This is a genomic window from Chryseobacterium sp. JUb7 (assembly GCF_024806495.1).
GTDB lineage: Bacteria > Bacteroidota > Bacteroidia > Flavobacteriales > Weeksellaceae > Chryseobacterium.
In genome coordinates this window covers 62,709-82,094 of sequence record NZ_JANUFF010000014.1, presented here as the reverse complement: position 1 = coordinate 82,094, position 19,386 = coordinate 62,709, and the positions used below count along the sequence as shown (strand labels likewise).

The 19,386-nt window shown below is 34.2% G+C and carries 23 protein-coding genes; 13 read left to right on the top strand and 10 right to left on the bottom strand.

What is annotated here, in order from left to right:
* Positions 1-41: 41 nt before the first annotated feature.
* Entirely contained in the window at positions 42-1,028 is a 987-nt protein-coding gene (locus tag M2373_RS19805; protein ID WP_259112992.1) for a D-alanine--D-alanine ligase, read from the bottom strand.
* Positions 1,029-1,182: 154 nt separating this feature from the next.
* On the opposite strand from M2373_RS19805, the gene M2373_RS19800 reads away from it, so the two are divergent.
* The 5 genes from M2373_RS19800 (at position 1,183) to murI (ending at position 6,506) form a co-directional block, all read left to right on the top strand.
* Positions 1,183-2,250, top strand: coding sequence for a PASTA domain-containing protein (locus M2373_RS19800; protein WP_259112991.1), 1,068 nt, complete (start codon positions 1,183-1,185; stop codon positions 2,248-2,250).
* Between the two features lie 72 nt (positions 2,251-2,322).
* Positions 2,323-3,387, top strand: a complete 1,065-nt coding sequence (locus M2373_RS19795) for an RluA family pseudouridine synthase (RefSeq protein WP_259112990.1) — start codon at positions 2,323-2,325, stop codon at positions 3,385-3,387.
* Positions 3,388-3,438: 51 nt separating this feature from the next.
* Positions 3,439-4,389 carry a type IX secretion system membrane protein PorP/SprF gene (locus tag M2373_RS19790; protein ID WP_259112989.1) on the top strand — a complete coding sequence of 317 codons (951 nt, stop codon included), beginning with the start codon at positions 3,439-3,441 and terminating at the stop codon, positions 4,387-4,389.
* 51 nt (positions 4,390-4,440) lie between these two features.
* On the top strand, positions 4,441-5,565 hold the full coding sequence (gene hemW, locus M2373_RS19785; RefSeq protein ID WP_259112988.1) for a radical SAM family heme chaperone HemW: 1,125 nt from the start codon (positions 4,441-4,443) through the stop codon (positions 5,563-5,565).
* Positions 5,566-5,675: 110 nt separating this feature from the next.
* Positions 5,676-6,506, top strand: coding sequence for a glutamate racemase (gene murI / locus M2373_RS19780; protein WP_259112987.1), 831 nt, complete (start codon positions 5,676-5,678; stop codon positions 6,504-6,506).
* A 62-nt stretch (positions 6,507-6,568) separates the two neighbouring features.
* Here the strand turns inward: murI and M2373_RS19775 are convergent, their stop codons facing one another.
* Positions 6,569-7,168, bottom strand: coding sequence for a nitroreductase family protein (locus tag M2373_RS19775; protein ID WP_259112986.1), 600 nt, complete (start codon positions 7,166-7,168; stop codon positions 6,569-6,571).
* A gap of 84 nt (positions 7,169-7,252) precedes the next feature.
* Here M2373_RS19775 and M2373_RS19770 point away from each other — a divergent pair, with 84 nt between their 5' ends.
* The gene (locus tag M2373_RS19770) at positions 7,253-7,600 is read left to right on the top strand and encodes a helix-turn-helix domain-containing protein (RefSeq protein ID WP_259112985.1); all 348 of its coding nucleotides are present in this window, start codon (positions 7,253-7,255) and stop codon (positions 7,598-7,600) included.
* Here M2373_RS19770 and M2373_RS19765 read toward each other — a convergent pair.
* Genes M2373_RS19765 through M2373_RS19745 form a run of 5 tightly spaced genes read right to left on the bottom strand, consistent with a single transcriptional unit; the run spans position 7,597 to position 10,279 of the window.
* Complete coding sequence (locus M2373_RS19765) at positions 7,597-8,175, bottom strand: RsmD family RNA methyltransferase (protein WP_259112984.1); 579 nt, start codon at positions 8,173-8,175, stop codon at positions 7,597-7,599. The genes M2373_RS19770 and M2373_RS19765 overlap by 4 nt on opposite strands.
* Positions 8,176-8,205: 30 nt before the next feature.
* Positions 8,206-8,508 (bottom strand): hypothetical protein, encoded by a 303-nt coding sequence (locus M2373_RS19760; RefSeq protein WP_259112983.1) that lies wholly within the window; start codon positions 8,506-8,508, stop codon positions 8,206-8,208.
* Positions 8,509-8,545: 37 nt separating this feature from the next.
* A complete protein-coding gene (locus tag M2373_RS19755) occupies positions 8,546-9,262 on the bottom strand; it encodes a DUF3822 family protein (RefSeq protein WP_259112982.1) in 717 nt (238 codons plus the stop codon).
* 18 nt (positions 9,263-9,280) lie between these two features.
* Complete coding sequence (locus tag M2373_RS19750) at positions 9,281-9,775, bottom strand: Smr/MutS family protein (protein WP_259112981.1); 495 nt, start codon at positions 9,773-9,775, stop codon at positions 9,281-9,283.
* A gap of 6 nt (positions 9,776-9,781) precedes the next feature.
* Positions 9,782-10,279 carry a metallophosphoesterase gene (locus tag M2373_RS19745; protein WP_259112980.1) on the bottom strand — a complete coding sequence of 166 codons (498 nt, stop codon included), beginning with the start codon at positions 10,277-10,279 and terminating at the stop codon, positions 9,782-9,784.
* A 74-nt stretch (positions 10,280-10,353) separates the two neighbouring features.
* On the opposite strand from M2373_RS19745, the gene M2373_RS19740 reads away from it, so the two are divergent.
* A complete protein-coding gene (locus tag M2373_RS19740; protein WP_259112979.1) occupies positions 10,354-11,898 on the top strand; it encodes a serine hydrolase in 1,545 nt (514 codons plus the stop codon).
* Positions 11,899-11,946: 48 nt separating this feature from the next.
* Here M2373_RS19740 and M2373_RS19735 read toward each other — a convergent pair whose 3' ends face one another.
* The 3 genes from M2373_RS19735 to M2373_RS19725 form a co-directional block, all read right to left on the bottom strand.
* Positions 11,947-12,996, bottom strand: a complete 1,050-nt coding sequence (locus M2373_RS19735; protein ID WP_259112978.1) for a T9SS type A sorting domain-containing protein — start codon at positions 12,994-12,996, stop codon at positions 11,947-11,949.
* Positions 12,997-13,163: 167 nt separating this feature from the next.
* On the bottom strand, positions 13,164-13,970 hold the full coding sequence (locus M2373_RS19730) for an archaemetzincin (RefSeq protein ID WP_259112976.1): 807 nt from the start codon (positions 13,968-13,970) through the stop codon (positions 13,164-13,166).
* A gap of 64 nt (positions 13,971-14,034) precedes the next feature.
* Complete coding sequence (locus M2373_RS19725; RefSeq protein ID WP_259112975.1) at positions 14,035-14,511, bottom strand: histidine phosphatase family protein; 477 nt, start codon at positions 14,509-14,511, stop codon at positions 14,035-14,037.
* 113 nt (positions 14,512-14,624) lie between these two features.
* Between M2373_RS19725 and ruvX the strand changes: the two genes are divergently transcribed.
* From ruvX to M2373_RS19695, 6 genes are all read left to right on the top strand, one after another.
* Positions 14,625-15,041: a Holliday junction resolvase RuvX gene (gene ruvX / locus M2373_RS19720; RefSeq protein WP_259112974.1), complete on the top strand. Its 417-nt coding sequence runs from the start codon at positions 14,625-14,627 to the stop codon at positions 15,039-15,041.
* Complete coding sequence (gene def, locus M2373_RS19715; RefSeq protein WP_259112973.1) at positions 15,038-15,610, top strand: peptide deformylase; 573 nt, start codon at positions 15,038-15,040, stop codon at positions 15,608-15,610. Before ruvX ends, def begins: the two co-directional genes overlap by 4 nt.
* Positions 15,611-15,703: 93 nt before the next feature.
* Positions 15,704-16,267, top strand: coding sequence for a DUF5606 domain-containing protein (locus M2373_RS19710; protein ID WP_259112972.1), 564 nt, complete (start codon positions 15,704-15,706; stop codon positions 16,265-16,267).
* Between the two features lie 395 nt (positions 16,268-16,662).
* Positions 16,663-17,442 (top strand): nucleoside triphosphate pyrophosphohydrolase, encoded by a 780-nt coding sequence (gene mazG / locus M2373_RS19705; RefSeq protein ID WP_259112971.1) that lies wholly within the window; start codon positions 16,663-16,665, stop codon positions 17,440-17,442.
* Entirely contained in the window at positions 17,429-18,508 is a 1,080-nt protein-coding gene (locus M2373_RS19700) for an FUSC family protein (RefSeq protein ID WP_259112970.1), read from the top strand. The genes mazG and M2373_RS19700 overlap by 14 nt, the downstream gene beginning before the upstream one ends.
* Before the next feature lie 2 nt (positions 18,509-18,510).
* Positions 18,511-19,380 (top strand): hypothetical protein, encoded by an 870-nt coding sequence (locus tag M2373_RS19695; RefSeq protein ID WP_259112969.1) that lies wholly within the window; start codon positions 18,511-18,513, stop codon positions 19,378-19,380.
* The last annotated feature ends 6 nt before the right edge of the window (positions 19,381-19,386 follow it).

Genomic DNA, 19,386 nt, shown 5'->3' with positions numbered 1-19,386 from the left:
GGAATTAAACTTCCATATTCCAGCCTCAATCTTCCATCCTTTTAATTTTTATTTAAAGCTTTTTCAACCTCATTTCCACAAAGGTCTGTAATAGAGATTCCGTAAATTTTAGCCTGTTGGGGAAGGATACTGGCAGGAGAGAATCCCGGGTTTGTATTCATTTCCAGCATATACGGAATGCCATCCATTAAAATGAACTCACTTCTTGAAAAACCACTCATCCCAAGAGAGTTATAGGCTCTTTTTGAAATTTCCTCTACTCTGATTCTTGTTTCATCATCAATTCTTGCAGGTGTAATTTCTTCAGAAGCACCTTCATATTTGGCTTCATAATCGAAGAATTCATTTTGTGGGACAATTTCTGTGATTCCCAAAACAATAGTTTCTCCTTTATAATCGATAACTCCTACCGAAACTTCCATTCCGTCAAGAAAACTTTCAATTAAAATCTCATCATCTTCCTTAAAGGCAACTTCTGTGGCTGCAATCAATTCAGATTTTTCTTTCACTTTAGAGATTCCCAGCGAAGAACCTGATTGGTTAGGTTTAACGAAAACCGGAAGACCAAGGTTTTCCACAATGTTATCCACATTGATGTCTTCACCTTTTCTTAAGTAAACACTTTTCGCAGAAGGAATTCCGTATTTTGACAATACGGCAAGGGTATCTTTTTTGTTGAATGTTAAAGCACTTTGATAAAAATCACAACCGGTATAGGCTTGTCCGATAGCATCCCAGTAGGCCTGAAGAATGCCATTTTCACCTGGTGTGCCGTGAATAATATTGAAACAGACATCGAATTTTAATGTTTGATCAGTATCCAGTTTTACGGAAAAATCTCCTCTGTTGATTTCATATTTTCTATCATTCTCGCCTAAAAAATACCATTCATCTTTAAGGATAACTACCTTATATACATCATAAAGGTTTCTATCTAAAGAATCATAAATTAATTGACCGCTTTTCAGAGAAACCACATATTCGTCAGAATAGCCTCCCATTACTACGGCAACTTGTTTTTTGCTCATAACCATATAGTATCAATTAAGGCAAATTTAATCATTTTATATAATGGAATACGCAAATTCTGAAATTTTAAAATCAAAAATGAAATGTGTTAAATAAAAAGCATGTTCTAAAATTATTAATTATATTTGCTGTCTAATTATAGTCATTTTAAGTATGCTTAAATCACTTTTCAATTGGAAAGTTTTACTGAACTTAGTCGTAGCCATCGGTGTTTTTGTGGGGTTGGTCTGGCTTACATTTCGTTGGTTAGAATACCATACTAATCATGGTCAGGAAATTCCGGTCCCTAATGTTGTTAATAAATCTATACATGAAGCTGTAAAAATCCTGGATGATGCTGGCTTAGAATATGAAGTAGACAGTTTTAAATATGATCCTAAATACAGACCTTTTCAGGTGTTGCAGGTATATCCTGCACCAGGCTCTCGTGTCAAAGACGGAAGAGCTATCCAGATCAGGGTAAATCCAAGAACCTGGGCTCCTGTTGCAGTTCCTGATGTTATTAATAAATATGCAGGACTGGCTTTCAGAAGGCTGGATCAGGTAGGTCTTAAAGTAGGGGATACAATCTACGAACCAAGTATTCAGAAAGATGCTATCATCAGATTACTATATAAAGGTAATGTGATACAGCCTAAAGCTTTACTTCCAAGATTCTCAACAGTTGATGTGGTCATCGGATCAGGTCCTATGCGAAATATTTCAATTCCGAATGTAGTAGGATTGACGGTGAAAGAAGCAAGACAGGTGATTGCCAGAAGCATGTTTGAAGTGGGACTGGTAGAGCATGAAGATGGGTCGAAAGATGAATCTGATATTATTTATTATCAGGATCCGGCTTCCGGTGATGTCCGGGATCAGGGAATGCAGATGGACCTTTGGGCAAGTAAAAAAACACCTGCAGAATTAAGTTCTAAAATTGAGCAGTTAAACTCTATCTACCGTATGAAAGTAGATACTGGTCTGCCTCCTGTACAATACCAGGAAGTTCATCAGGAACCAGTATATGAACCGGCACCTCCTCCGGCGCCAAGAAAGGAGGCTCCGAAATCTGAGCCTGCTAAAACTGATGCAAAACCTGCCAATGTGAAACCTGCTACGACAACTGACAGTAAGCCTAAAACCTCTACGTCAGGTAATAATTCAGGTACAGGAAACAGCAAACCTGCAAATACACAGCCTGCTGAAAAGCCAAAGGCAAAAAAAGTAATTATTGATTAATTAAAATATTCAACATATAATAACAGGCTTCAACTTTAACATGTTGAAGCCTTTTGTATAAAAATAAAAGTAATGACAGAAGATAACGAAGATTTTTTAGACGAAGAATTATTAAATATCAACAATATTGATATTGATGAGGAAAATAGCGGTTTGTATGAGCATCTTAATATCACTGTTGATAAAAAACAAGAGCCTTTAAGGATCGATAAGTTCCTTTTAATCTATCGTCAGAACTCTTCAAGAAATAAAATTTCACAAACCTGCAGAGCCGGAAATGTGGTAGTCAACGGAATTCCCGTGAAGCAAAACTACCGTGTAAAGCCCGGAGATCAGATTTCTGTGTTACTGACGCATCCTCCAAGAGAGAATGTGATTATTCCTCAAAATATTCCGGTTAATATTGTTTATGAAGACGATGATCTTGTGGTTGTAGATAAAGAACCGGGAATGGTCGTACATCCGGGATTCGGAAACTGGGATGGTACATTGGTCAATGCTTTGGCTTATCATTTTGAACAAAATAATGAAAAATCAGACCTTGATAGGGTAGGTTTAGTCCATAGAATTGATAAAGATACTTCAGGGTTGTTGGTTATTGCAAAAAATGAATATGCTTTAAGCTTTCTTGCCAAACAGTTTTTTGAAAGAAAAACCAAAAGATTATACTGGGCTTTTGTATGGGGAAATGTACAGGATGATGAAGGAACAATAATAGGGCATATCGGAAGACATCCTAAAAACAGAATGCAGATGCATACCTACACAGACGGAAGCCAGGGAAAACATGCAGTAACACACTATAAGGTGCTTGAAAGGTTCAAGTATATGACTTGGGTAGAATGTAAACTGGAGACCGGCAGGACCCATCAGATCAGAGCACACTTCAAACATATCGGTCATACTCTCTTTAATGATGAAAGATATGAAGGCCATACCCCTTTAAGAGGTGTTAACCTGCCTAAGTATAAGCAGTTTATAAAAAATGTATTTGAAATATTGCCAAGACATGCGCTGCATGCCCACACTTTAGGATTTATACATCCAACCACTAAGAAAGAATTATATTTTGAGAGCCCAATGCCGAAAGATATGGCGGATGCTGTAAAAAAATGGAGAAATTATTTAGAAAACTAAAAATATATTGAGAATTTTTTTATATTTGTTGAATTGAAATCAAGATTTGTTATGAGAAAACTATATGCTATCGTGTGTTTGGCTCTTTTGTCAAATGCATACAAAGCACAAGAAACATTACCATACTATCAACAATATCTTTTGGATGGTGAGTTCCTGTTCAACCCTGCACAATACGGTAAAACGGACTACGTACAGCTAAATCTCAACTATCAACAACAATTTTCAAAATTCAGCGAATCTCCAAATGTACAATCAGTGGGGATTAATGCGAATATTTTTGATAGAGTGGGTGCTGGTCTTTCTGTTTTCAGAGATAGCAATGGTCCTATTTCTGCAGGAGGTATTACTGCAGGTGCTTCATATTTTATTCCTTTGAGTAGTGAAGGAGACAGAAAAGATCAATTCTCTTTCGGTACAAGTGTAAGCATGTATAACATGAATTTTGATTATTCAAAAATTAATACTGAAGATGCTTCAGATCCATTATTACAAGGAAGTGAAAGTAACATCTTCATGGCATATGCCAATTTTGGGGTTGCTGCCACTTACAGAAATATCTTTGCCGGAGTTTCTGTTAATGATATCGCTTTAACAAATGACGAGTCTATTGTAAACGGACGTGAGCCTTCTCCAATTAAATTTTTCTTAAACTTGGGATATGACTGGCATTTTGCAGACAATATGTATGTAACACCGTCAGCTTTGATTAACTTAAATACAAACTCTACAAGAACAATTGATTATAACTTGATGGCAACATTCTTCAATGATATCAATGCATTTTCTTTTGGAGTAAGCTATAGATCAGTTCAAAACAGATTTGACAGTCAGCAGTTAAGTATTTCACCAATTGTTAAAGTAAGATTCAACAAATTTATGGTGGGTGCTACTTATAACCTGGGAATGTCTGATATTCAGGAGTATGGAGGCAATAGCTTCATGCTGGGAGTTGGATATAACTTTGATAACTTCATTAATCATAGAGGTTATAGATATTAATCAATTTAATTTAAATAAATTTGAGCTCTGAATTTTTTCAGAGCTTTTTTTATGATTTATATTCACATTCCGTTCTGTAAACAGAAATGCAGCTATTGCAATTTTCATTTTTCTACCTCTTTAAATTTTAAAGATGAAATGATTGCTGCCATGAAAAAGGAAATTTTTTTGCGAAAAGACGATTTACAGAATAAAAATTTACAATCACTTTACTTTGGAGGCGGAACTCCGTCTATTCTTTCAGGTGATGAAATCCATTCTTTAATCGATGAAGTTCTAAAATATTTTAGCTTCAATAATGATATCGAGATTACTTTAGAAGCAAATCCTGATGATTTGGATAAAAACTTTCTAAAAGCTTTATCTAATTCACCTGTTAACCGGCTATCGATAGGAACTCAGAGTTTTTTTGATGAAGATCTGAAGTTGATGAACCGCGCGCATAATGCTTCGGAAGCGGAAGGTTCTATCAAAAGAGCTCAGGATTTTGGATTTGAAAATTTAAGTATTGATCTTATTTATGGTTCACCGACTTCCAATTTAGAGATCTGGAAAGAAAATCTAAATAAAACAATTGCTTTGGAAGTTCCGCATATCTCATCTTATGCATTAACAGTTGAACCCAAAACGGCTCTTGAAAACTGGATTGCAAAAGGAAAAGTTGTAAATCCAAAAGAAGAAGAACAGAATAAAGAATTTTATTATTTGATTGATTTTCTTAAAGATCATGATTTTGAACATTACGAAATTTCCAATTTTGCAAAGCCCGGATTTCATTCAAGACACAATTCTTCTTACTGGAAATATAATGAATATTTGGGAATAGGTCCGTCTGCGCATTCTTATAACGGACTGGATATGAGAAGCTGGAATATTGCCAATAATCAACAGTATATAAAGAAGCTAAGTGCGAATCTTTTAGCTAAAGAAGAAGAAATACTTTCGCAGGAAGATCAGTTTAACGAAATGATGATGATCGGTCTCAGGACCATATGGGGGGTTGATTTGGAAAGTCTAAAAAACAAATTTCCCGAAAAAATTGTTGAGGAACTTTATACTGGGATTAAGCATAAATTAGAAGACGGTATTTTAATAATTGAAAATGATCATTTGAAAATACCCGAAAAGCACTGGTTTATGGCTGACGGAATTGCTTCGGATCTGTTCATAGTCTAGGTTGGAAGTCTGAAGTTAGAAGCTGGAAGAACGGTTTGTAAAAAACTTCCGACATCCATCTTCAAGCATCCAACAATTTCACTATTTTTGTATAAAATTTCAACTCAATTTTGAAAACTAAAAAGCAAAATTATTCGCATCTTTCAAAAAACCAACCTATTGGTATTTTTGATAGTGGAGTGGGAGGTTTGACTGTAGCTAAGGAAATAAAAAGACTTCTTCCCAATGAAGATCTGATCTATTTTGGTGACACAAAACATCTTCCTTACGGTGAAAAATCGAAAGAAGCTATTATAGAATATTCTACCAAAATCACTAATTTTTTACTGCAGCAAAATTGCAAAGCTATAGTGATAGCCTGTAATACGGCGACAGCCAATGCTTTGAATGAAGTAATGGAATCAGTTGCCGGTAAAGTTCCGGTAATTGATGTGATCAATCCTGTAGCTGAGAAAGTCTCTTATGAGATTCATAATAATGTGGGGGTGATTGCAACCAAGGCAACGGTGAATTCCGGACTGTATAAAAAAAGTATCAGAAAGCATAATAAATGGATCAAAGTTGATGAGTTGGCAACTCCTTTACTAGTCCCTGCTATTGAGGAAGGTTTTAAAAATCATCCGATTACCCATGCGATTATCTATAATTATTTAAGTAACAGTAAATTAAAAAATATTGAAACATTGATTTTGGGATGTACTCATTATCCTCTGTTAATTGATGAAATAAAACAGTATTATGGAAACCGCGTCCGCGTGATCGACTCTCCTAATATTGTTGCCAATCATTTGAAAATTATTTTAGATAAATATAATTTGCTGCACGATCATAATCCAAAGCCGAATTATCATTTTTATCTTTCGGATCTTACCAAGAATTTTGAAAAGATTTCAAAAAAGTTCTTTGGAAAGACAATCGACTTAGAATTAAAAGTTTTATAAAATCAAAGCTGTTTCAGATTGAAACAGCTTTTTTAAATATTCAGGATAGTGAATCTACGTGTTTAAAATTCTAAAACCACTTTTGTATGGTCTAGCCTTGTTTTAGGGTTGATGCCGGGCTGATTGGTATCATTTTCATCTCTTTGTCCAATTGCGACCGCAAATAAGGTCTCATATTGGGCATTATTTAAAATATTATCGTATTGATCAGGCTCAATTCCTTCCATAGGCGTAGAATCTATTCCCATATCAGCACAGGCGGAAAGTAAAACACCTAAAGATAAATAAACCTGGTGTCTTAGCCATGATTTTATGGCCGCTTCACCTTTCGATTTTACAAAATTTTTGTAATAATTAACGGAGCCTTCAGGTAATTTTCCTTCTATCTGCTTTTCGAAATCTTCAGGGTCTTTTAATACCTGAAAAACAATAAGCAGATTGCTTTCTACTACTTTTTCTTTGTTCCAGTATGATGCTTCACCCAGTTTTTCTCGAATCTCCGGATTGCTCACAAAGATGAAATTCCAGGGCTGGCTGTTGATTGAAGATGGACTTAAATGTAATATATCTTTAAGTTGTTGGATTTTATCTTCACTGATTGTTCCTTTTGAATTATACTTCTTAACCGTATATCTCGATTTCATTTTATCTAAAAAGCTCATAATACTTGTACTATATTTTTTATAGTTGCAAAACTAATTTAAGTTTAATACATTTGCAATAACGGTAAAAAATGATAGTATAAAATGTATACAATAGATAACAAAAATTATCCATGCTGTACCAGTGTGACGATGAAGTTTATAGGTGGAAAATGGAAAGCGGTGATCCTGTTCCATCTGATTGACGGTCCCAAAAGATATAATGAATTAAGGAAAATTATTCCAACCATTACAGAAAGAACATTAAGTCTGCAGTTGAAACAATTGGAGGAAGATGCCATTATTAATAGAAAAGTATATACAGAAAAACCACCTTTGATGGTAGAATATACATTAACCGATTTTGGAAAAACACTGCTTCCTGTTTTAAATGAAATTACAAAGTGGGGAATTGAAGCAGCTCAAAATTCAAAAAAAATAATCAGGAATTAAATTTCCTGATTATCTGTTTCTTCTTTATTCGCTTCAAAAAAACTGAAACTTACATTTCCGTATTTTCTGGTGTCGGTCAAATTCGGATGATCAAACTTCATTCGGCTTTGATGTTCCACAACCAGAATCCCGTTAGATTTTAAATATTTATTGTTTAAAACTAAAGATATTAATTCGTGATATTTTTTTTCTTCCATTTCAAAAGGGGCATCAGAAAATACAATCTCAAAAGATTTTTTGTTCCTGAATTTTTTAAGCCAGTCAAAAACGTCTCCGCGCTGTACATTGACCTGTAAACTGAATCCCAGTTCTGAAGCCGTAGAATTTAAAAAAGAAGTGTGTTTCGGATTCATTTCCACAGAAGTGATGTCCTGGCAGCCTCTTGATGCAAACTCAAAACTGATAGAACCTATTCCTGCAAATAAATCAAGCACAGAAATCGACTGCATATCATAGGTATTCTCCAAAATGCTGAACAATGCTTCCTTTGCAAAGTCCGTGGTAGGTCTTACATCAAAATTTTTCGGAGCTGCTATTTTCTTGGCTTTCCACTTGCCTGAGATTATTCTGTACATGTTTTTTAGTTGAAGTTGTTATTTTATTTTTTAATAAAATTTTCCGTAGAAAGACTTTATATCAAAATAATATTTTAATGTTGTTCCGTCACTTTTTTCGACCGTTATTACATCAAAAGGTTTTCCTTTGTTTTCAGATAATGCTTGTGATTTTACTTTACAATCATTACAGTTTTGTCTTATAAATAAGTATTCATCCTCTACACTTTTTGCTTTGATGGCTGTTTCAAAAGAAAGACCGTCTTTCTGCTCACTTATCTTGGCGGATGAGCCACAGGAATAGATAACAAAACTGCCTATCGTTATGGCAGAATAAAGGATAATTTTTTTCATGATAATGGTTAAAGTTTTTAGTTAAAATATAATTAGGCTATCCTAATATAAAATTCTTATTCGGAAGGTTATCGAATACAATTTTCAGGTTCTTCACAAATTTCTGTAATTCCGAAATGAATGTTTCATTTTCAGTAGTCTCACCATAAGCAAAGAAATTGGTTTCGTTAATTCCAAATCCTATTTTACTTAAGGTAAACATTACAAAATAAAGAAAATCAACTTCCGAACTGACGTCCAGATTATTGTATAAGATGAGTTTTTTGTTATCTATTGCAAAAAATTCGCATTGATGATGGTAAAGATTAATATGAATCTCTTTATTACTTTTATTATGAATTGAGTTTAAAAACTTTTCTCCTGAAAAATTAAAATGAACAGGAAGGGCAAGTTCCTTTATTTTTTTGTAAAAATTTTTCGGAAAAGTATAATAAAACTGAATTCCGAATTTTTTATTTACAGAAAGCATTAGTTCCTCATTTTCTCTTTCTACATGAGCATTGTAAGCAATAAGATCATATCCTGCTTCGTGTTCTGAGAAACCTTCTGGCATCAGTGTGAAATGATTCAATGCCGAAATAACCTGAATTTCATCAAATCTTTGTTTAATTAAAACCTCGTCCAGTTTTTCAGAAATGAAATTTTCCGGAGATTCTTCGTCAACAAAATAAGATTTTTCTTCCAAAATGCTTTTATTCTTCACAATTTGGTAGATTAACCCGTCTTTGGTAAAAAGTAAATTAAGTACGTTCATATTTCAATTCCTGCAAATTTAGTGAAATTCTACCATTACTGCACCCGATTGATGATGAAGTATTTCCTTATTATAAAAATCGAGATGGGTTTGGCTTTCCAAAACATCCAAAACCATTCTCTGTAAAACTCCGTCACCAATACCGTGAACAATTTCCAGTCTTTTCAAATTATTTTTCCTGCAAAATGAAATCACTTCCATTAATTTTTCTTTTTGCATGAAGAGTCGTTCAAAGCTGTCATAGTCACTTGGATTTTTGACTAAATTATGAAAATGAAGGTCCAGAACCAAATGATTTTTCTGATGTTTTTTAGAAATAACCTTTTGAGGTTCGGCTTTCTTTATCACTTTAATATGTTCATAAAACTGCACATCCTTAGGAACTAATTTTTCTTTAGCATACTGATAAGTGAATCCATATTCATCTTTAAAAACCACCGTGTTTCCATGAACCGAAGTCACAACTCCGCTTAAATCTTCATCTACTACCGAAACTTTATCACCAATCTTCATGATATACTAAACTTTTGGTCCGAGTTCAATAATTTCCAAATCCTTTATTTCGTTCCCGTCAATCATAAAACGCATCATTGTTCTCATTTTATGCCAGCCTTGTTTTCCACAGGCTCCCGGATTTAAGTGTAACAGATTATTCTTTTCATCAAACATCGCTTTTAAAATATGTGAGTGCCCTGAAATAAATAATTTCGGAGCTTTATCGGCGATTTCCTTTTTAGCAATAGGTGTATATTTTCCGGGATAACCACCGATATGAATCATCAGAACCTCTACATTTTCACAAAAAAAACGATTTACTTCAGGAAATTCCGAACGTATTTTTGCATTGTCGATATTCCCGTATACTCCTTTCAGAGGCTTTATTTTTTCAAGCTGTTCAATAACATCTATGCTTCCAAAATCTCCACCATGCCATATTTCATCAGCCTGATTGGCATATTCTAAAATTCGGTCATCAATATAAGAATGAGAGTCGGAGAGAAGAAGGATCTTTGTCATTAATATAAACTGTTTTGAATCTGCAAATTTACTCAATAATCCTGAATTGATTAACTTTGAGAAAATTTAAAAAAATGAAGCAAAAACTTTCTTTTTTCCTTCTTTTCGTGGCTGTCGGGCTGTTTAATGCTCAGGTTGAAGAGAAAAAGCTGGATGAATTGATCCAGAATACCCTCAAAACTTTTGATGTTCCCGGAATGTCTGTAGGGGTTATCAAAGATTGTAAATTGATTTATTCTAAAGGTTTTGGAGTACGTTCATTATCGACAAAACAGCCAATGGATGATCAGACCTTGGTTGGAATTGCATCGAACTCAAAAGGGTTTACATGTACAGCATTAGCTATTTTGGCAGATGAAGGAAAACTGAACTGGGATGATAAGGTTTCAAAATATATTCCTGAATTTCAGATGTATGATCCTTATGTTTCCCAAAACGTAACGATTAAAGATCTGGTGACTCACAGAGCTGGGTTAGGTCTTGGGCAGGGTGATTTAATGTTCTTTCCGGAAGGAGGAACCCTTTCTGTGAATGATATTGTTCACAATGTAAGGTATTTGAAGCCCGAAAACCCATTCAGAACAACTCTAGATTATAATAATATCATGTTTATTGTTGCCGGAGAAGTAATTCACAGAGTTTCCGGTTTAAGCTGGGCAGAATTTATCGAACAGAGAATTATGAAACCTGTAGGAATGAGTTCAAGTTTCGGAAGTTACAATAGAGCGAAAGCTGTTTCCAATAAAATAGATGCACATGCTCCTGTAGACGGAAAAGCAGTTGCAGTACCCCATGATTGGAATGAAACAGCCAATGCCGCAGGAGGAATTATGAGTAACATCAAAGATATGACGATCTGGGCAGAATGTCTGTTGAATAATTTCACAACAAAAGACGGGAAGAAACTGGTTTCAGATAAAAATGTGCAACAGCTTTGGAGTTTACAGATTCCTGATAAAGTTGGAGAGAAAAATCCTTATGATACGAGCTTTTACGGCTATGGGATGGGATGGTTTTTAAGTGATGTGAAAGGCCACAAGCAGGTTCAGCACACCGGCGGATTAATTGGTACTGTAACTCAGTTTACATTAATTCCTGATCTGAAGCTGGGAATTGTAGTGTTAACAAATCAACAGTCGGGAGCAGCATTCAATACAATTACCAATACGGTAAAAGATTCTTATTTAGGAGTTGCAGACAGAAACTGGCTGAAAACTTACGGAGACAGAATGAAAAAAATGGAAGAGGGTTTTGATAAGGAGAAGAAAGAGGCTTTTGCAAAATCTGATGCTTTTAGAAAAGATAAAAATCTTCAGCCTAAAGCCGAACAGTTTGTAGGAATTTATCATGATATCTGGTTTGGAGATGCTGAAATTTCTCAACAGGGAAATGCTTACCGAATCATATGTAAAAATTCGTCAAGGCTGAAAGGCGATCTGCTTCCGTATTCAAATAATTCTTTCATCATCAAATGGGATGACAGAAGCTATGATGCTGATGCCTACATTATTTTTGATTATGATGAGACCGGCAAGGCTCAGTCTGCAAGGTTAAAACCGATTTCTGATGTTACGGATTTCAGTTTTGATTTTGATGATCTGGATTTGAAAAGAAAATAAATAGTAAAAGCTCCAATTTTAATTGGAGCTTTTTTATACAAAAGAATCTTAATCTTTAATGAATTTTTTGATAACATCACCGATCTGAATGATATAATTTCCCTTTATCAGCTGGCTAATATTAATCACATTTCGTTCAATTTTTCCTGATGTGATAAGATTTCCTACCATATCAAAAATTTTATAATCTTGTGCCTTTGTATTCACAACACTAAGATAGTCTTTGGCAGGATTTGGATAAATAGATATTTTATCTTTAGATATTTGCTCAGAAACTGATAATGCTGCGAAGTCTGTTTTTAATATTGAACCGGAAAAGAAATCTGATATATATATCGTTTTTTCTTTTGTAGTCAATCCGGAAGGGTAATTGAACTCATTGGAAACAATACCGCTTGATAAGGTGGGATTAGTCTGATTAATATTAAATTTGGAAACTTTAGCTGCTCCGGCTTCACAAATAAACACTTCATCACCATAATGGCTGATACCTGATGGATAGCTCAATCCTTGGGCAACTATTGTTGGCAGGCCGGAATTATTTAAATTAATTTTCGAAACCCTGCCTTCGAATCTTTCCGTAAAGTATAATTCATTTCCTACAATCTCGATATCGAACGGCGCTTCTGCTGTTGTGATATCCTTCAATTGAGGATTTTGTTGGGTGATATCAATTTTTACAATCTTATTGTCTCCTTCAAGTGCCATATATAAGTCGTTTCCTGAAAATTCAAGACCGACCGGGCTGCTGATATTTGTGATCATAATTTCAGGATTAGTGCCGGAACTGTTAAGATTAAATTTAGAAAGCCTGTCTGCTCCGAATTCTGAGATGTATAAGATATCATCTTTTAAAGCCAGTCCATAAGGTCTGTTTACACCGGTTACAATATCAATAGGGGGCAAGCTGGGATTATTCAGATCTATCTTTACTACTTTATCCAGATAGTATATGCCAATATATAGGTTGCTGCCTTCAATGACCATTGGATTTGGAGTACCTAAGTTCGTAGCAAGTACAGTCGCGGTTGCTTGTGAATGTATTTTACTTCCGCCTAATAGAAGTAATAAAAGTAAAAAATAAAATTGCTTCTTCATATTATTTTTATTTAGAATAAATATTAATAATGCAAAATTATTTTATTTGATAGTAAAATACAAGGAAGTAAACATGATACTTTCCCAGTGTTTTTTTGAAAAAATTCTATGGACGAAAAGCGTATTGAAATAATTTTATAATTCCAACTATAAAATTTGTAATAGGATTAATTAAGGGTATTTAAATCCTTTTGTACTTTGGATAATTCAGAATTCAGATGCTGATTTTCAAAAAAACTCTTTAGATCGAGCAGACGCTTGTTATTATTGTAACAGGTGCTTGAATTTAGTTTTTGCTGGCAAAGCGAGCAGGCACGGGCAAAATGAGAATCTGTTTCTGTAAGACTGTTGGTGCCGTTCATGACACAGTTGGCATTCAGACAATGACTGATTCCAAACATATGACCAATTTCATGAGAACTTATTTTAATTAACCTTCCCAGGCTTTGAGTAAAATTGGCTTCTGTCAGGTTGCCGTCGGCAAACCGATACATGGAAGTCACACCAACTCCCTTTTCATAAGATGCTAATCCGAAGACATAGTTCCATTCAGGTTTTGGAAAAAGATCTCTTTCGGTGATTCCCATTAAAACCAAAGCGTCTTTAGGTTTCCGATTCATTAAAACACTGTCGAGAACATATCCTGCTAAAATTTGTTCTTGTCCGTCTTTAAAAATTCTTTTGACAGATTTAGGGAAAATATTGCTGGACAGAATAGGAAGAACTTTTGTTTCGAGTTGAAAATAAGTTTTTAAATATTCTTTAGTCAGTATAATTTCTTTTTTCTGTAAATCATTAAATTCTCCGATCGGTTGCAGATAAATTGTGTTTTTTTCTTGTACGGGAATTATTTTTCGAGTCTTCTGGAAGTCTGCAAAAGTCTGAAATTTTTCATCACGGTTGTACCTCCATTCTCCAGGCTGAGGCCTAGAAAGTTTTACATCATTAAATGAAATTTTATCAAAATAAGTCACTTTCTTTTTTTGACATGAAAAGAAGAATAAAAATGGGAAACAATAAAATAGTTTTATAATAAAGCTAGATTTTTCCGGGTTCATAAAAGAATAAAAGCTTCTTATTGGCACCGTCAAATTCAGACCACGAATTGCAATCGATCTCAAAACCTGCAACACCACAAGTCGGGAAATGAAAAATATCTTCCGAAATAGAATTCGCGAAATTAGAAATACCATTGTTGTGCGAGAAAAATGCTACAGAATCATGGCTGTCATCCAGATCGTAAATGACAGATTCAAAATTCCTTTCCAGAGGATTATACAGTTTCTCGTTGGTTGTAATACTAATATTATAGGTCTGATTAAAAATTTTACATGTATTTAATGCACGAACTGCCGGACTCGATACCAGATAATCGATCGAAATATTATTGGTTTTTAAAAATCGGGACATGTTCATAGCGTCTTCTAAACCCTTGTCTGCCAATGGTCTGTCGAAGTCCTCCGTTTCTTCTGGCCAGTCGCTTTTTGCATGTCTTACGAGGATGAGTTTCTTCATATTATCGTTTTTGGAAAATTAAAATTATAAAAAAAATAATGGAATAAAACATGATTTATAAAAAAAACTGTGTTACGAATAAAATGACTAAATTTTCTTAAATTTGCAAACTTATGGGACAGATCATTGCAATAGACTATGGAAAGGCTCGTTGTGGTATTGCTGCAACGGACGATATGCAGATCATTGCGAGTGGTCTCGATACAGTACAGACTCAATCATTAGTTGAATTTTTGAAAAAATATTTCACTGAAAACAAAGTAGATGATGTAGTTATCGGGCTTCCTGTAGATTTGAGAGGAAATATTTCTGAAGTTGAAACAGATATTTTAAAGTTTATAGAAATTTTTAAAAAAGAGTTTCCGACTATTCAGGTTCATCGTTTTGATGAAAGATTTACATCCAAGATGGCTTCGTTTTTTATTTCTCAAAGTGGAAAAAGTAAAAAACAAAGACAAGAAAAAGGATTAATAGATAAAGTAAGCGCAACTATCATATTGCAAAATTTTTTAGAACAAAGAACAAGATGATTTTACCGATAAGAGCCTTTGGGGATCCTGTTTTGAGAAAAGTGGGAAAGGATATAGACAAAGATTATCCCGAATTACAAGAATTGATTGAAAATATGTTCGAAACGATGAATAGTGCAAATGGCATAGGATTGGCTGCACCGCAGATCGGTTTGGATATTCGTGTATTTGTAATCGATGTGTCTCCGCTTGCGGAAGATGAAGATTACGAGGATATTAAAGATGAACTGAAAGATTTCAAAAAGGTTTTCATTAATGCTAAAATTCTTGAAGAATCCGGCGAAGAATGGAAATTTAATGAAGGATGTCTCTCAATTCCGGATGTAAGAGAGGATGTAAAGAGAAAAAGTACAATTCTTATCGAATATTATGATGAAAATTTCGTTAAGCATACGGAAACTTTTTCCGATATTAGAGCCCGCGTAATTCAACATGAATATGACCATATTGAAGGAACGCTGTTTACTGATCATTTAAGTGCTCTAAAAAAGAAATTGGTGAAAGGTAAGTTAACGAAAATCTCTCAGGGTGATGTAAGCATCAACTACAAAATGAGATTTCCGAAATAATAATTAAAAAAACAAAAATAATATAGAGCAAAAAGCATCACACGAAGCCTGTCTAAGTGTAAGGCTGATTGCAGAAATTAAAAAAATAAAATTATGCTGTTAGAAAAAATAATTTCAATTTCCGGAAAGCCAGGACTTTACAAATTAGTTTCTCAATTAAGAAGCGGATTCATTATTGAAGATGTAACCAATAAGAAAAAAGTAAGCATCGGAAACTCAAGCCAGGTAAGCTTACTGGATAATATCGCAATGTTTACATTTGATAAAGAAGTTCCTTTGTTCGAAGTTTTTGAAAATATTGCTAAAAACTACGACTATAAAGAAGCAATTCCTCATAAATCTTCTGATGCTGAGTTGAAAGAGTTTATGACTGCTTCACTTCCTAACTATGATACAGAAAGAGTATACGCTTCTGATATCAAAAAATTGGCTCAATGGTACAATATTCTTCAGAAAGCAGGATATATTACTCCGGAAAGCTTTGTAAAAGCAGAACCTGAAACTTTAGACGGCGAGCCGGCAGAAGAAGTGAGCTTAGAAACTGAAGCTACAAAAAAAAGTGCAGCTCCGAAAGCTGAAAAAGCAGTTGCTCCAAAAGTAAAAGCAACTGCTGCAGCAAAAGCAGCTCCTAAAAGTACACATACTAAGAAAGGATAATTCATTCATTTGAATTGAAAATATAAACCTTATCAGAAATGATGAGGTTTTTTTGTTTTCAGGGAGTTGCTTCAACTCAAGGAGTATCTTTTTATAAGATACTTTTTTAAGTGATAAGGATTTTAGCGAAGATAAAATTTAAAACAGCAAATTACCATTACCAGGATCTTCAATACTGCTAGCTCACTAAGGTCTAGTTCAGCATTGCAATGTTGAAATTAACAGTTGGCATTAGAAATGTCACACTGAGCCTGTCGAAGTGTTTATGTTTTAAAAGCGGCTTTAATATTTAAAAATAAATTTTGAGCCTTTGATTTGAACAACAAGAATAATTATTAATAAAAAAACAGTCAAAAAGATTTATCTTAAATTTGTATCACTTGAATTCTCAATTTATGAATACCAAACAGGAAAAACTAGAAGCTTTCGGAAGATTATTAGATATCATGGATGATTTGCGTGAAAAATGCCCGTGGGATCAGAAGCAGACATTAGAATCTCTTCGTCATTTGACTTTGGAGGAAACCTATGAGCTTTCGGATGCTATTTTGCAGAATGATCTGCAGGAAATAAAAAAAGAGCTTGGAGATGTTCTTCTTCATCTGGTTTTTTACGCGAAAATAGGCTCGGAGAAGGAAAGTTTTGATATTGCAGATGTCATTAATTCTCTCAATGAAAAATTAATTTTCCGCCATCCTCATATTTACGGGGATACTGAGGTGAAAGATGAGGAAGAGGTAAAACAGAATTGGGAAAAGCTAAAACTTAAAGAAGGGAATAAGTCAATTTTGGGCGGTGTTCCGAAAAGCTTACCGAGTTTAGTGAAAGCCTACAGAATTCAGGATAAAGTAAAAGGAATTGGTTTTGAATTTCATGATGCTGAAGACGCATGGAAGAAAGTAGATGAAGAAATTAAGGAATTTCATGCGGAAACGGATCTTGATAAAAAAGAACAGGAACTGGGTGACGTATTTTTTTCGCTGATCAATTATGCCCGAATTTCAGGAATCAATCCCGATTCAGCGTTGGAACGAACAAATTTAAAATTTATCTCCAGATTCCAGAAAATGGAAAATTTAGCCTTACATAAAAATTTAGCGCTTGCAGATATGTCACTGGAAGAAATGGATGTTCTGTGGGAAGAAGCCAAGAAAGTTCTGAATGAAAGTAAATAATCCGACACAGCACAGATTTCAGTATTTACTGGAGTTTAAACAAACGGAAAGGAAGTGGCATTTTCCTTTTCTGGCTGCATTATGTATCGGAAGTTGCCTATTCATAGGATATTTTCTTGGAAAGCCTAATTATGGTGCGCTTTCAAGTTTGGGAGCATTAACGATTTTATATTTTACGTCTGCTCCGATTACGCAGAGAATGATCCATCTGGCAATTTGCGCATTTGGGATTGTATTTTCTTTTACGATAAGTTCATTTTTTGGATTCAATATTTATTTTGCAGCGATATCTGTTGGAGTTATCTCTTTTTTAGCCCATTTTATTTCATCGTATTTTAAAATTCCACCGCCCGGAAATTTTTTCTTTATCATGGTCGCAGCAATGGCCAGTACCTATAAGTTTGATCTGGAATTAATTCCGACAAGAGTAGGATTGGTCGCAATGGGAGCGATTTTATCGTGTTCATTTGCTTTTTTATATTCTGTTTTTATTGAAAAAAGCCAAGTGGTAACTGTACCGAGAAGGGTTTTCAATAAAAGAAGATATACCAAATTTGTAGAGAGCGCAGTGATCGGATTTTTTATGGCACTGACTTTAATTATCGGGCATCTTTTACAGTTTAAAAATACCTATTGGATTTCTATTGCCGCTGTTGCGATTATTCAGGGAAGAAATTTTGAGCACGTCCGACAGAGAAATATGCACCGGATTTTAGGAACTTTTATAGGGATAGGTTTTGCATGGCTGATTCTTTTGTTTGACCCGGAAAAGATTGTTATGATCGTTATCATTACAGTTTTACAATTTATCATTGAATTATTAATTGTAAGAAATTATGGTTTTGCGGTGGTTTTTATTACTCCATTGACAATTCTGCTGGCGGAAACCGGAAGTGAAATTCATCATAATGTTGAAAATCTGATGCATGCCAGGCTTATAGATACGATTATCGGAAGTCTAATTGGCTTAACCGCCGGTTTTTTCCTTCATCATCAGCAGATTATTAATAACTTAGAGAAAAATATAAGGTTTTCTTATTTTCAGTTTAAAAAATTAAAAAAATAAATATGTTACGTGTTGTTATTTTATCGGCATTTTTGTTGTGGAGCTGTAATCCGAAAGCTCAGGATTCTTCTAAAAATGAGGAGCTGAAAGTAGAATTTTCCTTACCTAAAAAACTAAAGGAAGTTTCCGGAATCGCCCTGTCTAAAGATAAAAAAACAATTTGGGCGATTGAAGATCAGGGGAATAAAAACGTTGTTTACGGTCTTGATGCGCAGGGGAAGCAGATTGCAGACGTGGTTGTTGATAATGCTGAAAACAACGATTGGGAAGATATTATAGCTGATTCTCAGGGAAATATTTACCTTGGAGATTTTGGAAATAATGATAACAACAGACAGAATTTGGCTATTTTAAAATTAGATTTAAAAGATGCTTCTCAAAAAAATACGAATGTCATCCAGACGACCAGGTTTCATTATGAAGGACAGACCGAATTTCCTCCAAAAAAATCAAACTGGCTGTATGACTGTGAGGCTTTTGTAGAAATGAACGGAAATTTTTATCTTTTTACTAAAAACAGAAGTAAAGGTTTCGACGGAACTTTCTTAGTTTTCCAGGTTCCGAATAAAGAAGGGGATTTCGAAGCAAAACTTATAGGTAAATTAAAGCTTAACGGAAAATATAGCGATGCTGCCATAACGTCTGCCGCTATCAATAGTACAAAAGATAAAATCGTCTTATTAAGTCATAAAAATATTCATGTCCTTTCCGGGTTTTCAGCCAACGATTTTAATGCAGCAAAAATTCAGAAAATATCATTAAATCACAATTCTCAAAAAGAAGCGATAGTTTTTCTTGATGATAAAATATTATTAATAGCTGATGAAAAGGATAAAAGTATAGGTGGAAATGTGTATAAGTTTTCTTTTTAATCAATA

Bases quoted from the DNA above. Each gene is read 5' to 3' on its own strand.
- M2373_RS19725 (WP_259112975.1), bottom strand. From the start codon at position 14,511: ATGAAGAAACTCATCCTCGTAAGACATGCAAAAAGCGACTGGCCAGAA.
- M2373_RS19745 (WP_259112980.1), bottom strand. From the start codon at position 10,279: ATGACAAAGATCCTTCTTCTCTCCGACTCTCATTCTTATATTGATGAC.
- M2373_RS19775 (WP_259112986.1), bottom strand. From the start codon at position 7,168: ATGAGCTTTTTAGATAAAATGAAATCGAGATATACGGTTAAGAAGTAT.
- M2373_RS19760 (WP_259112983.1), bottom strand. From the start codon at position 8,508: ATGAAAAAAATTATCCTTTATTCTGCCATAACGATAGGCAGTTTTGTT.
- M2373_RS19735 (WP_259112978.1), bottom strand. From the start codon at position 12,996: ATGAAGAAGCAATTTTATTTTTTACTTTTATTACTTCTATTAGGCGGA.
- M2373_RS19765 (WP_259112984.1), bottom strand. From the start codon at position 8,175: ATGTACAGAATAATCTCAGGCAAGTGGAAAGCCAAGAAAATAGCAGCT.
- M2373_RS19805 (WP_259112992.1), bottom strand. From the start codon at position 1,028: ATGAGCAAAAAACAAGTTGCCGTAGTAATGGGAGGCTATTCTGACGAA.
- M2373_RS19800 (WP_259112991.1), top strand. From the start codon at position 1,183: ATGCTTAAATCACTTTTCAATTGGAAAGTTTTACTGAACTTAGTCGTA.
- M2373_RS19770 (WP_259112985.1), top strand. From the start codon at position 7,253: ATGTATACAATAGATAACAAAAATTATCCATGCTGTACCAGTGTGACG.
- mazG (WP_259112971.1), top strand. From the start codon at position 16,663: ATGAATACCAAACAGGAAAAACTAGAAGCTTTCGGAAGATTATTAGAT.
- M2373_RS19740 (WP_259112979.1), top strand. From the start codon at position 10,354: ATGAAGCAAAAACTTTCTTTTTTCCTTCTTTTCGTGGCTGTCGGGCTG.
- ruvX (WP_259112974.1), top strand. From the start codon at position 14,625: ATGGGACAGATCATTGCAATAGACTATGGAAAGGCTCGTTGTGGTATT.
- M2373_RS19795 (WP_259112990.1), top strand. From the start codon at position 2,323: ATGACAGAAGATAACGAAGATTTTTTAGACGAAGAATTATTAAATATC.
- hemW (WP_259112988.1), top strand. From the start codon at position 4,441: ATGATTTATATTCACATTCCGTTCTGTAAACAGAAATGCAGCTATTGC.
- M2373_RS19790 (WP_259112989.1), top strand. From the start codon at position 3,439: ATGAGAAAACTATATGCTATCGTGTGTTTGGCTCTTTTGTCAAATGCA.
- M2373_RS19700 (WP_259112970.1), top strand. From the start codon at position 17,429: ATGAAAGTAAATAATCCGACACAGCACAGATTTCAGTATTTACTGGAG.
- M2373_RS19695 (WP_259112969.1), top strand. From the start codon at position 18,511: ATGTTACGTGTTGTTATTTTATCGGCATTTTTGTTGTGGAGCTGTAAT.
- M2373_RS19750 (WP_259112981.1), bottom strand. From the start codon at position 9,775: ATGAAGATTGGTGATAAAGTTTCGGTAGTAGATGAAGATTTAAGCGGA.
- M2373_RS19755 (WP_259112982.1), bottom strand. From the start codon at position 9,262: ATGAACGTACTTAATTTACTTTTTACCAAAGACGGGTTAATCTACCAA.
- def (WP_259112973.1), top strand. From the start codon at position 15,038: ATGATTTTACCGATAAGAGCCTTTGGGGATCCTGTTTTGAGAAAAGTG.
- M2373_RS19710 (WP_259112972.1), top strand. From the start codon at position 15,704: ATGCTGTTAGAAAAAATAATTTCAATTTCCGGAAAGCCAGGACTTTAC.